This window comes from Mucilaginibacter puniceus, assembly GCF_054783175.1.
The window spans coordinates 440,799-453,907 of record NZ_BAAGRB010000001.1 but is presented as its reverse complement, the minus strand read 5'-3'; the positions used below and the strand labels follow the sequence as shown (position 1 = coordinate 453,907).

Genomic DNA, 13,109 nt, shown 5'->3' with positions numbered 1-13,109 from the left:
CATGTTTACTTTTGCGCCAAAACAAATATAAATGGCAAGTAATATTAAATTAAAGGTTTACCATGGTGTTGAGGCAACGGTAAACGCGTATATCTTTTCTGACAATAAAAGCATGGTATTGGTAGACGGGCTTCGCAACAGCGAAGAGGCTACCCAATTAGCTAAGCAAATAAAGGCAGAGGGTAAGCCCCTTACGCATATGCTAATTACCCATGGCCACCCTGATCATTACACCGGGATGAACTTGATGAAAAATGAATTTCCTGATGTACAGATAGTAGTAACTACCGATGATATCAAAAAGGATATTATTAATTTTTCAACCTGGATGGAAAGCGTAGGCTGGTTAGAAAAAGAACCTGCTTTAAAGCCATTGACTGCTGCTAATCCTAACGGATTTGATTATGAAAACCAGATATCGGTTTTAAACAGTAAGCAATTGCAATTGGCTGAAGGCGCGGTATTAGAATTGAACAGCGATTATAGCGCTGCTGAGTGTGAGCACCTGACCACTATTTTCAGCAAGGACCTTAACGCTTTTTTTGCAAACGACTTTATTTATAATGGCGTGCACCCATGGTTAGCAATATCTCAGGAGAATATTGAAAATTGGAAAAAACAACTGCAAGAATTTAAAAGCACTTTTGCTCAAAGTCAACCTAAGGTATATGGCGGGCACGGTAAACCTGCTGATGTTTCTGTTTTTGATAAGCAGTTAAAATATATCATCGATTTTGAAGATGTGGTAGCCAACGCGACCAGTAGGGAAGATGCTATGCAAAAAATGCAACAGCTATATCCTGATCATACGCAAGCCGACTTTTTATTGGTGTATTCTGTAAACGCTTTTGTAGCAGAATAATAATTATTACTTATTAAACTAACAAAGCCTCGATTGAAAATTGAGGCTTTGTTGTTTATTGCTTTATTGCCAAAAAGCAGGTTTTTTAACAGTGCCCCTTACTGTGCAATCAGCGCAAGTTTTATCTGTGTATAAAAACCAACCAGGTGGAAAAGGGGGGGCGGGCAGCGGCTCTAAAGGAGTATATGCGCTATTTAATGGAATAAGAAGATTTACTCGATCCTGAGGTGTTTTAGCAGTATCTATCCTACAGCTATAAGGATATTTGGTTATAAAACTTGATGGTAGATCTCTTTTATTGATATATAGACGTTTGCTTTGTGTTGTACCGGCACTTATATATCCTATAACACGTTCAGCAGGGTCAGCAATATTTTGGATATTGCCAATAAGTTGCGAAGGCTGTGCATCAAATATACTTCCCAAAGCTTCGGTGTTTTTTTGAAGATTCTCCCAAAAAGCATATGCCTCTTTTGTTAGAACAGTTTGTGTAACCAAAATACTGTATCTAATAGATATTCTTTCGGATGTACCTTCAATAAATGTCAATGGAAATTGATAAGCAATATCCTGGGTTAACGAAGCAGTTGAATTAAGAAAGATATTAGCTGTTGTTGTCCCGGTAAAGCATGAACCTATTTCTTGCGCGAGTGTTCTTGGTAATAGGGTGCTGCCGTTTGAATAATAGAAGGAATAAAAAAATGTAGCGAATGTCCATGTTTCTGCGTAGTTATATAAATAATACCGGCTATTATTGGTGTCATCATGCGTGTTAACATATACTTGCACGCCGTTATTTTTAATATAATAACCTACCGAATCAATGGGTGGTGTTATTTTCACATTTATCAGGTCAGACAAATAGGTTTTTCCATTGGCAGTTGTTATACGTAACCGGTATTGCTTCGTCTTATCTAAATTTAAAACAGGTGTAACGTAGGTACCTTTTGCCCGTTCTTGCAACGTTGCAACTGTGGCCTGGGCTGTTTCAATACTTATAGTTGCGCTACCCTCAGGGTTGACTGTATTTTTATCGCCAATTACTACTGTTCTGCTCAACTTGATTTTTGTAGAATCTGTAACATTTATCAGTCCCTCTACCACCAGAATATTAGCATTGGTAGTTGTGGCCTTTAAATTTATGGGCTTTTGGCAACTGTAAAAGGTTATTATTAAGGTTATTAAACCTATATAAAATTTTATTTGTTTGATCATTCGCTATTATAATCTTATTGCCAAAAAGCAGGTTTTTGAACCTTTCCCCTAGTGGTGCAATCAGCACAAGTTCTATCCGTGAATAAATAGCCGGGACCATCGGGGTTGGGGTTTAAGGGAGTGGTGCCTGCAGTTAACGATATAACATACGTCGCTATGTCACCGGAGGACTTCGCAGTATCTACCCTACAACTATAGGGGTATTTAGTTATAAAACTTGATGGCAAATCTCGCTTATTGATATATATACGTTTACTTTGTGTTGTACCCGCACTTATATAACCTATAACAGGTTCGGCAGGGTCAGCAATATTATGAATATTGCCTATTAGTTGCGATGGTTGTACATCAAATATACTTCCTAATGATTCAGTGTTTTTTTTAAGATTCTCCCAAAACGCATATGCCTCTTTTGTTAAAACAGTTTGATTGATTAAAATACTGTATTTTACGGATATTCTTTCAGATGTGCCTTCAATAAATATCAATGGAAACTGATAAGAAATATCCTGGCTTAGTGCCGCAGTTGAATTGAGAAAAATATTAGCTGTGGCTGTTTCGGAAAAGCATGAACTTACTACTTGTGTAGGTGTTCGTGCCAATATACCAGACCCGGTTGAATAATAACTGGAATAATATCTGGTGTTAAAGATCCATGCTTCCGCGTAATCGTATAAATAGTAACGGCTATTATTAGTATCATCATGCGCATTAGCGTATATCTGTATGCCATTATTTTTATAAGTATAACCAACAGAATCTATCGGCGGTGTTATTTTAACATCAACCAGGTCGGATAAATAGGTTTGGCCGTTTGATGTTTTTACACGTAGGCGATATTGTTTAGTTCTGTCTAAATTTAAAACATTTGGCGAAGACGAGTAATTGCCCTTTGATATCTCTTTTAAAGTCGCTACCGTAGCTTGTGCGTTTTCAATAGTTATAACAGCGCCTCCTTCAGGGTTGGCAATAGTTTTATTAGCAATAGTTACCGTTCTGCTAAGTTTAATTGTGGTTAAATCGGTACCAGTGTTTATTAAACCTTCTACCACTAAAATATTAGCATTGGTAGTGGTAGCTTTTAAATCTATTGGTTTTTGGCAACTATAAAAAGCTACAGCTAATGTAATTAGGCCAATATAAATTTTTACCTTTTTCATCGCTGCAGTTTATATCACATTTGGCAAGTGTTTTAACACTATTTCCAAAAAGCAGGTTGTGTAACAGTTCCTCTTATTGTACAATCTGAACAAGGCTTGTCAGAATATATATATACCACTGGGGGAAGATCGACATCCCATAACGTAATATAGGAAGGACCGCCAGATAAGATAAGCTTACTTCTGATATCACCCCCTTTTGCCGTATCAATTCTACAAACAAATGGATATTCTGTCTTAAAACTTGGAGGCAAATCCAGCTTATTAATAAATATGCGTTTAGTTTGGATAGTACCGGCACTTATATAACCAATAACCGGTTCAGAAGCATCGGCAGCATTATGTATATTGCCAATAAGCTGTGAGGGCTGTGCATCAAATATACTACCTAACGATTCGGTGCTCTTTTTAAGGTTTTCCCAAAAAGCATAAGCTTCCTTTGTTAACGCAATTTGAGTAACTAATGTACTGTATTTGATGGATATTTTCTCTGATGTACCATCTATAAAAGTTAAGGGAAATTGGTATGCCACATCCTGAGTTAAAGCCGCAGTTGAATTAAGCAAAATGTTTGCTGACCCTAAATTCCCATAACATTCGTGTATATATTGTGCTGGTGTACGTGGCACTAAGGCATTACCGTTTGATATATAAGAGGAAATATATTTTGAGTTAAAACGCCAGGTTTCAGCATAATTATATAGGTAATAGCGGCTATTATTCGTATCATCATGCGTATTAACATATAATTGTATGCCATTATTTTTAACTGTATAGCCAACTGAATCTATAGGCGGGGTTACTTTGGCATCAGTTAGGTCAGATAAATAAGTTTTCCCATTGGCCAACTTTATGCGCAACCGGTACTGCTTGGTTTTATCTAAATTTAAAACCGGCGAAGCGTACTTTCCTTTTGCTATTTCTGTTAATGTAGCAACTGTTGCCTGGGCATTTTCAATAGTAACTGTCGCCCTCGCCTCTGGATTTGCCGTAGTTTTATTGCCAATGATTACTGTTCTGCTTAAGTTGATTTTAGTAGAATCTGCAACATTTATTAACCCTTCAACCACCAAAATATTAGCATTGGTAGATGTAGCTTTTAAATCTATTGGCTTTTGACAGCTATAAAAAGCTATACTTACAATTGTTAAACTAAACCAAAATTTGATATGCCTCATATAGCTGAATTTATGATATTATTAAAAGACAAATCACTTTGATACTTCAAAAGTTGAGTTATAGCTACCCACTTGTCCATCGACTGTTAACCCTTGTAAAATTACTGCATATTTACCGGACTTATCTGATGTGTAAAATGAAACTTTTGCCTTGCCTTCAGCATCTGTATTTACATCAGGAGCCCAATATAAAACGTTTCTAAAATCGGGCACACGGCTTTTTTGTTGCTGCGCTGTTTCATAAACCGGCGAGTAAAACTCGCGTTGCAGTTGCATGCCCTCATAATCAAGCACTACGGCCCTGGGGTCAATTTCAAACCCAGCCATGTCGCCTTTGTACGATGTAAGATTTATTACACCATTTGTCCTGATAGGTCCCCAGTAAAACTCACGATCAACCATATCCAGTTTCCGGATCTTTAATGGGTCTACGGTAAAAAGTTTATCCAGGTTAAAAATAGGTACGCCATCCAGTATGGCCATCGGGTCTTCGTCCTTATACAACTCAATAGGGCTTAGCAGATTAAAATGCACTCTATTTTTCCTTACGCTTACCAAAACTTCCAGTATATACTCCCGCAAAACCTCCTCCATGGTAATAAATCTTGTATAATCATCTAACAAGTATGGTTTACCATTACTGCCAAAGTATCCCGAACTATCCACCATGGGGTCTATATACTGTTTTAATTTATCGGGTACATATATATTTTGCACCTGCATATTAAGGCTGGTGTTCTCAAGTGCTTTTTGCCATCTTTTATCTAAACCAAAAGGTGGTAATTTTGAGGTGCCATACTGTTCAGCAAATGGACTTTTTATAGTTATATTGTATTTACTGCTATCTTTTTCGGTATTGGTTTGTACAACTATTTCGCCGGGACCAAATAACTGGCGGGTATTAAATAGCAGCTTTCCTGTCGAGTCGGCAACCGAACCATATAATTGAAGCCGTTTACCGATAACCCCCAAATATGCCTTTACACCCGGGGCAGGTTGTTCGGTGGCATTGTTTAGTTGCCCGGTAATCAAATGTCCGTCGTACTCGGGTAGGTAAGTAAATTTTTGTTTGCTATCTAAAACATCGTTCCATTTAAACCGGCTCCACCCTTGTATCAGCAATAGGTTATCCAGCGCTTTATCTGTTTCAGATGTCACTATATCAAAATAATAGCGTGGAGATTCAATATACCCTTTTAACTCAGACCCTAACCACATGTAGCTGGCTATGTCCGCATCATCCATGTTATTTAACGAGTCTAATTTAAATACTGAAACAGACATGTTGGCCGCTGTAGCCTTGCCCTCGGTATTATTAGTTGATACATTAATATCTACCTGGCTACGGGTTTTATATTGCGTTTGTACCTGGCCAAGCAAGTTTAGCAATTTGGGCCGGTTAAAAATAAGCCGTTCGCAAACAGGCTGCCGGGCACTGTTAAATATGGTGATATGGTTAATGCCCTGGCCCAATTTTGCTTTATCAATGGATATAGAAGCATCGCCATTGGTATTGGTTATTATGCTTTGCGCCAGCACTACCTGGTGCCCGCTGTGTACAAATAGATATAATGGCTCGCTATTATTACCGCGCGCACTTATTTTTAATTCGGGCTGTGGCTTATCAGCATCCGCTACATGTATGGTGTATCCTTTTGATAAAACGGCGGGCAGATCATTTATAAGCGCATTATCGCGGCCAATACGAACCACTGCTTTGTAAGTGCTATTGGCTTCAGGAGTAAACGTGAAGCTGCCCATTCCAAATTTTAATGATTGAAAGCGTATAACAGTATCATTACGCTGATTTATAACCACACCATTAATTTCGGCCCCTTTGCCATCACTGCCCAAAGCTTTAAAACCAACGGTGCTGGTTACGCCTGCAAGCAGAGTTCCGCTCTCGGCAAAAAACTGGATGCTGGCAGGTTTGGCTGTTTCTTTTGGAGTTTCAGCAAGTTCAGTTAACGGGTTTACCAGTGTAATTACTTTTTCAAAGAATACATCCGGGCCAAAATTTTTCATCCAGTTGGTGTAGGCCCGTAGCTTATAATTACCATTTTTTAAAGTTACCGGTATATAAAATGAGCCATTCCCTGTGCCCTTGTCTAATGATATTTTTGCTTGCAGTACGGCATTGTTAGCTTCGTCCAAAACATCTACATAGGCAACCTTGCTAATATTTAGCGGCGTATTTAATCCCGCGTCAACATTATATATTTTTAACCATAATATCTCTCCTGTCAGGTAAAAATTTTTATCGGTATGCAGATACATTTTTTCCTGCAATACGTGGTCATTATATTGCTTAAAATTGCTTTTTAGTGCATCTAATACCTGTGCATTGCCATTGGCGGCTGCAAAAACAACTAGTAAGCAACACAGGGATGATTTTAACGTGTATGACAATTTGTTTTTCATAATATTATTTCCAAAAAGCAGGTTGTTTAACAGTTCCTCTAAATGTACAATCTGAACATTGCCTGTCAGAATACGCGATATACGGCGGGACTTCAGTTAACATTTCATACAAAGGGACAGCATTTGGGTTAGTTGCAAATATCCCCCCATCCAGCGGCGATTGTAACAGTGAACATCCGTAAGGGTACTGGGTCTTAAAACCCGATGGCAGTTCTTTTTTATCAATAAAAATTCGCTTAGATTGTGTCGTGCCTGCACTTATATATCCAATAACCGGTTCAGAAGGGTTGGCAATATTATGTACGTTGCCCGCAAGCTGTGAAGGCTGCGCGTCAAATATGCTACCTAACGATTCGGTGTTCCGTCGTAAATTGTCCCAAAATTGATATGCCTGCTTAGTTAAAGCGGTTTGGGTAAGTAATATAGTGTACCTGATAGAAATTCTTTCTGATGTGCTTTCAATAAATGTTATGGGTGCTTGATAAGCAACATCCTGTGTTAAAGCGGCTGTTGAATAAAGCACAATATTATTTGAAGGCGAGGCGGCAAAACATGTATATACATCTTCTGCTGTTTTTCTCTCCCTCAAGCCCTTATCAAATATTAGTAAAGAACGATACATTGTATTGAATTTCCATGTTTCAGAAAAATTGTATAAATAATACCGGCTGTTATTGGTGTCGTCATGGGTATTGGCATATACCTGTATGCCATCACTTTTAACAGTATAACCAACCGAATCAATAGGCTGCGTTACTTTAACATCCACCAGATCTGACAAATAAATTTTTCCATTAGCCAGTTTTACGCGCAAGCGGTACTGTTGTGTTTTATCTAAATTTAAAACCGGAGTAACATAGGTGCCTTTTACTTTTTCTGTTAACGTAGCAACTGTTGCCTGGGCGGTTTCAATAGTTACTGTTGCCCCCTGTTCTGGGTTGGCAGTAGTTTTGTTTCCGATAATAACAGTTCTGCTTAAGTTGATTTTGGTAGAGTCTGTAACGTTTATCAAGCCTTCTACCACTAAAATATTATAATTAGTAGTTGTGGTTGTTAAGTTTATTGGTTTTTGGCAACTATAAAAAGCGGCAATTCCCACTATTGAACCAATATAAAACTTCATCTTTCTCATTCTGCCTAAAATCTTATATTGTAATTAACAAACGGGATAGGTGCAGCAAAAATAGAAAGCTGGTAGCCTCCAATTACTCCGCCTTGTTGGGTAAAGAAGGTAGAATAAGCGTTTTGCCGCCCGGTGATGTTATAAACCCCAATGGTCCATGAGTTATGGGTTAATTGCTTTATCTTATGGTTGCCTTCAATATTTAAAGCAAGGTCGGCCCTGAAATAATCAGGTATACGGTACTGGTTACGGTCAGAGTAATAAACTCTTTGCGATCCCTGGTAATTAAATTTAGCAATAGGTAAAGTTATTGGCCTGCCCGTGCTGTACATGACGTTAAAAGAGAAACTGTAACGGTGCGAAATATGATAGCTGCCCGTGAAAGTAAAGTTATCGGGTTTGTCATAATTAGCGGGATAATAAGCACCCTGGTTTATTAACGGCAAAACGATAGGGTCATCTTGTTTTAAAAGTGTGCGGGCATAGGTGTAACTCATAATTCCGGTTAGTTTGCCTGCGGTTTTACGTATCATAAACTCAATACCATAAGCTTTACCACGGGTATTTATCACATCTGTCTCAATTGTTTCGTTAAGTATCAGTGATGCGCCGCTTTTGTAATCCAGGTAGTTATTAATGGTTTTATAATATCCTTCTATTGATGTTTCAATAGTGTTTGACTTTAGGTTTTTATACAACCCTAATGATACCTGGCTGCCCGATTGTGGCCTGATATTATGATCACTTAACTGGTAAACATCAGTTGGCGAAATAGCCGTGCTGTTTGAAAGCAGGTGTAAATATTGATGCATCGTATTATACGCCGCTTTAACTGATAGATCGCCGGTTATGCTGTACCTGGCAGATACCCTAACCTCTGGATTTATATAAGTTTTTACGATTTGATTGTTACCGTAATTAGTAGTACTTACCAAATTTACGCTTGACTTTGGTAAACCGGCGGCATAATAACGTGCTTCCGTTGGACCCAGCACATTATACATTGGTATACGTATACCTCCTGAAACGGAGAGTTTATCAGTAACATCAAATTTGTCACCCGCATACAGTGCGCTTTCAAGGCCGTATTGCGTAGCTATTGTTTTGGGTGCGGTAAGTGCATCTTTTCCTATGGGTTGTATGTTACCCGGATGTAATTTGTAGTAAATTGAGCTTAGTCCAAAAGTTATGCTATGCTTGTTGTTAGGGTAATAATTAAAATCAACCTTTAAATTAGATTGATTGATATCAAAATTAAGCTGGTACGCATTTATAGGGTTAACTGTGCTGCCAACGCCGTATTGATAGCGGTCAAAGCCTGCGCCTACAACACTATATAGTTTATTATTAAAATTGTGCTTCCATTTAATGGCCGCATTTTTATTGCTATAACTATAGGTGGTATCGCTGTTTAATTTAAAATTATCATTACTTAGATAAGTATATAAATAAAGCGTGTTTTTATCGTTAATCCGATGGCTTACATCCAGGTTAAAGTCATAAAATGCGGCCCTGCTATTTTTATAGGATTTAGGCAACAAATCAAGCAACCAGTTAGAGTATGTTGTGCGCCCGCCAAATATAAATGAGGTCCTGTCCTTAATTATTGGCCCCTCAACACTTAACCTGCTGGTCAATAACCCAATACCTGCCGTTCCGGTAAATTTCTTTTGATTGCCCTCGCGGTTATTAACATCAAGCACTGATGCTAAGCGCCCACCAAGACGTTCAGGTATAGTGCTTTTATATAATTCAACATCCTTAACTATATCCGGATTAAATGCCGAAAAGAAGCCAAAAAAGTGAGCAGGGTTATAAATCGTCAACCCGTTAAGCAATACCAGGTTTTGATCTGCCGCCCCACCCCGCACGTTAAATCCGGTAGTTGCTTCGCCAACAGACTGCACACCCGGCAATGCCAGCATAGCTCTTAAAACATCGGCTTCACCGAATACAGAAGGTATTTCTCTTATGCTTTTTATATCCAGCTTCACCGTACCCATTTGCATGCCCCTAACGTTAGCTATTTTCGTTTCAGATATTTTTACTTCTTTTAAACTCTGTATCTGTTCCTGCAAATCAATATTTAGTTTACCATCACTGTACAATAATATTTGCCGGTAAGTATCACGGCTGCCAAGCGACCTTATATTAATAGTGTGCTTGCCTTTTGGTAACGTTATCGAATAAAAACCAAACTCATCTGAGTTTACTCCTGTTTTTAGATTAGGTAAATATAAACTTGCACCCGTTATGGGTTCGCCGGATTTAGCTTCTTTTACATATCCAGCCATAGTTGCAGTGCCGGTTCCTATCTGGTTGGTTTTTATACCTATCTCATAAATCTTATTTTCAACAGTTGCTTCGGGTATTTTAGCCTCCTTTTCATTGGTTGCAAACCCCTGCAGCTCAACTGGCTTTTGATCTGTGGGTGCTTTGGCCACTATAGGTTTAACATCAAAAAGGCCACCGGCCAGGTTGGTTTGTATAGTACGGTCTTTAGTTAAAAACACCTCTTGTTGCGTTGTTATAGCGTAGCGGAAACGGGTGTCTTTAAATGCTTCATCCAAAACACGCCTTAATGGCTGTTGATTTAGTTGCAGCGTTACCCGTAAGCTATCAAACACAATAGGGTCATAATAAAAATGGTAACCCGTTTTGCTTTCCAGGTCGCTCACTACATTTTCAATATTAGACTGTTGAAAATTAACACTAACCTGCGGGCCATCAACACCCTGGGCCAATGATACTTTACTTAATAAAAAGAATAGTACACTTAAGTATAAGTATCTCATATTAGTTGGTAATACGGTCATAATAAGTAAGTAACATTACCATTGCCTGTTCTTTATTGTCTGCGTAATCTATCCCGGTTTCCTTTAAATATTTTTTAAGCTCCTTCCTTTTATCACCAAGCAGTTTTAATACCTGGCCCTTAGTGCTTACGTTATAATAAGTTGCGCCCTTTTTTATGTAGTAGATATTTTTACTGTAATAAACTCTTTTGCCTGTAAGACTCTCGAACTGGCCTGATTTAGATCGCTTTACCAGGAGTTGTAGTTTGTTATTATACAATTCGTCATAAAATCCGGCATCCATTTTTTTATTCTGTTCGTCTGGTACAAAGTTGATAAAATGGTGCCCATATAGATCAAATGCAGATAGGCCTTCGCTCAAAAAAGCAAACTTTGTGCTGTTATCATATAAAAAGGTTACTACTTGCTGTAAGTTAAGGTCATATATTAAAGGAATATTTTTATAAGATATGCCATAATAAGTAACACTGCCATTTACTAATTGAATAGAGTCTTTAAAATACGGGCCCGATACACTACGTACATCATAAAACTCATATATGGCCCCACGATATAATTGAGAATGTAAGCCGATAGCTTTTTGGTATGCGGTTACTGTATTTTCAATTACCGCCCGGTTATCGGCGGTTTCCTGGCCCATTACCGGGCAGGCATAGGCAAACCCGCATAATAAAATAAAAAGCCTTATACTATATATATTCATGAAAATTGTGATAATAACGCCTTATAGGTTTATTAGGATAGCCTATCAATGCGTAACTATTTGATTGGATATTTAACGCAATATAATAATATGATTTGCTTATCTGCAAATAAAAATTATAAAATTAGTTATAGTACAATTAATACCTATTTTCCTGGTTTTAAGGCTTGTTAATATTAAATATCAAATCACGTTAAACTATGCAGATTGGTCAGCCATGATTTTTTTGGCACCAAGCAAAGCCAGTAATGAAACTGATGCAGCGATTGTTAAATAATACCCAACATACGCCAGGCCGTAACGGTGTGCCAATGTAGTTGCCAGATAGGGTGTAAGCGAGGCACCAAAAATACCGGCCAGTGTAAAAGCCAGCGAAGAACCTGTATAACGTACCGATGCCGGAAAAATACCGGCCAGCGCGGTGCCTATAGGCCCATAGGTAAGGCCCATTAAAAACATTCCTATAGATAAAAATAAGGCGGTTATAACTAAGCTGCCGGTAGTAAACAACGGCGCAAAAAACAGTCCAAATGTAATTATACATAAAGTTGCAACCACAAGCATTTTGTTGCGCCCGCATTTATCAGCTATCACTGCCGACAATGGGATGCCTAAGCCGAAGAACAGCATTGATATCATTTGTATGATCAGAAAATCACTTTTATTATATTTTAATACCGTGGTGCCATAACTTAAGGTAAACACCGTCATTAGGTAAAATATCAGGAATGTGGTTATAGTAGCTAATGTACCCAGCGTTATAGCCTTAGTGTGTTTAATAAAAACATCAGCAAAAGGAACTTTTGAACGCTCGTCATTATCCATTACCTTATTAAATTCCGGGGTTTCGGCAATTTTTAACCGGATATACAAACCCAGCCAAACTAAAAGCGCGCTTGCAATAAAAGGGATACGCCAACCGTAATTTACAAAGTCAGCGTCATTCATTACTTTACTTAATACTGTAAACGTACCGCTTGATAAAAGAAACCCGATAGGTGCGCCTAATTGGGGGAACATACCATACCATGCCTTTTTACCCGGCGGGGCATTTTCGGTAGCTAATAATACCGCCCCACCCCATTCGCCGCCCAGACCCAGGCCTTGCCCAAATCTGAATATGCATAATAATATTGGGGCCGCAATACCTATTGTGTTATAGCCCGGTAACAACCCAATAGCAACAGTAGAAGGCCCCATGGTCATTAATGCGGCAACCAATGTAGCCTTACGCCCTTTTCTATCGCCAAAATGACCAAATAAGGCTGCGCCTATTGGCCTGGCGAAAAATGCGAGGGCAAATGTTGCAAATGACTCAAGGGTTGCTGAAGTAGGATCAGACGCTGAAAAAAACAGTTTAGGGAATACCAGCACCGCGGCTGTAGCATAAATATAAAAATCAAAAAACTCAATAGTGGTACCTATAAGGCTTGCAGTAAGTATACGGGTTACAGAATTTTTGGCGATAGTAGGCTGGTTCATAGCCTCAAACATATTAAAAATTTGAGTGAATGTCCCAATGGCTTTGTAGTAGCAGGTAAATATCAAATTAATATTATGATGAACCTACGTATCATGATATTTATTAAGTTTGCGGGCCAACTAACAAAATTTTACAAAAGCTATATATA

9 protein-coding genes are annotated in these 13,109 nt (G+C 38.4%); 1 reads left to right on the top strand and 8 read right to left on the bottom strand.

The window, feature by feature from the left end:
- Positions 1-31: 31 nt before the first annotated feature.
- Positions 32-862 carry an MBL fold metallo-hydrolase gene (locus tag ACYVJ6_RS02045; protein WP_460692363.1) on the top strand — a complete coding sequence of 277 codons (831 nt, stop codon included), beginning with the start codon at positions 32-34 and terminating at the stop codon, positions 860-862.
- A gap of 63 nt (positions 863-925) precedes the next feature.
- On the opposite strand, the gene ACYVJ6_RS02040 is transcribed toward ACYVJ6_RS02045, so the two are convergent.
- The 8 genes from ACYVJ6_RS02040 to ACYVJ6_RS02005 form a co-directional block, all read right to left on the bottom strand.
- On the bottom strand, positions 926-2,077 hold the full coding sequence (locus ACYVJ6_RS02040; protein WP_460692362.1) for a DUF4249 domain-containing protein: 1,152 nt from the start codon (positions 2,075-2,077) through the stop codon (positions 926-928).
- A 14-nt stretch (positions 2,078-2,091) separates the two neighbouring features.
- A complete protein-coding gene (locus tag ACYVJ6_RS02035) occupies positions 2,092-3,237 on the bottom strand; it encodes a DUF4249 domain-containing protein (protein ID WP_460692361.1) in 1,146 nt (381 codons plus the stop codon).
- 38 nt (positions 3,238-3,275) lie between these two features.
- Complete coding sequence (locus ACYVJ6_RS02030) at positions 3,276-4,415, bottom strand: DUF4249 domain-containing protein (RefSeq protein WP_460692360.1); 1,140 nt, start codon at positions 4,413-4,415, stop codon at positions 3,276-3,278.
- A gap of 33 nt (positions 4,416-4,448) precedes the next feature.
- Positions 4,449-6,836: a hypothetical protein gene (locus ACYVJ6_RS02025; RefSeq protein ID WP_460692359.1), complete on the bottom strand. Its 2,388-nt coding sequence runs from the start codon at positions 6,834-6,836 to the stop codon at positions 4,449-4,451.
- Positions 6,837-6,840: 4 nt separating this feature from the next.
- Complete coding sequence (locus ACYVJ6_RS02020) at positions 6,841-7,968, bottom strand: DUF4249 domain-containing protein (RefSeq protein WP_460692358.1); 1,128 nt, start codon at positions 7,966-7,968, stop codon at positions 6,841-6,843.
- A 5-nt stretch (positions 7,969-7,973) separates the two neighbouring features.
- A complete protein-coding gene (locus tag ACYVJ6_RS02015) occupies positions 7,974-10,754 on the bottom strand; it encodes a TonB-dependent receptor (RefSeq protein WP_460692357.1) in 2,781 nt (926 codons plus the stop codon).
- Between the two features lies 1 nt (position 10,755).
- Positions 10,756-11,478 (bottom strand): hypothetical protein, encoded by a 723-nt coding sequence (locus ACYVJ6_RS02010; RefSeq protein ID WP_460692356.1) that lies wholly within the window; start codon positions 11,476-11,478, stop codon positions 10,756-10,758.
- 198 nt (positions 11,479-11,676) lie between these two features.
- The gene (locus tag ACYVJ6_RS02005) at positions 11,677-12,960 is read right to left on the bottom strand and encodes an MFS transporter (RefSeq protein WP_460692355.1); all 1,284 of its coding nucleotides are present in this window, start codon (positions 12,958-12,960) and stop codon (positions 11,677-11,679) included.
- Positions 12,961-13,109: the final 149 nt, after the last annotated feature.

Excerpts from the sequence above, each read along its gene's own strand:
- ACYVJ6_RS02040 (WP_460692362.1), bottom strand. The coding sequence starts at position 2,077 with ATGATCAAACAAATAAAATTTTATATAGGTTTAATAACCTTAATAATA.
- ACYVJ6_RS02015 (WP_460692357.1), bottom strand. The coding sequence starts at position 10,754 with ATGAGATACTTATACTTAAGTGTACTATTCTTTTTATTAAGTAAAGTA.
- ACYVJ6_RS02045 (WP_460692363.1), top strand. The coding sequence starts at position 32 with ATGGCAAGTAATATTAAATTAAAGGTTTACCATGGTGTTGAGGCAACG.
- ACYVJ6_RS02030 (WP_460692360.1), bottom strand. The coding sequence starts at position 4,415 with ATGAGGCATATCAAATTTTGGTTTAGTTTAACAATTGTAAGTATAGCT.
- ACYVJ6_RS02010 (WP_460692356.1), bottom strand. The coding sequence starts at position 11,478 with ATGAATATATATAGTATAAGGCTTTTTATTTTATTATGCGGGTTTGCC.
- ACYVJ6_RS02035 (WP_460692361.1), bottom strand. The coding sequence starts at position 3,237 with ATGAAAAAGGTAAAAATTTATATTGGCCTAATTACATTAGCTGTAGCT.
- ACYVJ6_RS02025 (WP_460692359.1), bottom strand. The coding sequence starts at position 6,836 with ATGAAAAACAAATTGTCATACACGTTAAAATCATCCCTGTGTTGCTTA.
- ACYVJ6_RS02020 (WP_460692358.1), bottom strand. The coding sequence starts at position 7,968 with ATGAGAAAGATGAAGTTTTATATTGGTTCAATAGTGGGAATTGCCGCT.
- ACYVJ6_RS02005 (WP_460692355.1), bottom strand. The coding sequence starts at position 12,960 with ATGAACCAGCCTACTATCGCCAAAAATTCTGTAACCCGTATACTTACT.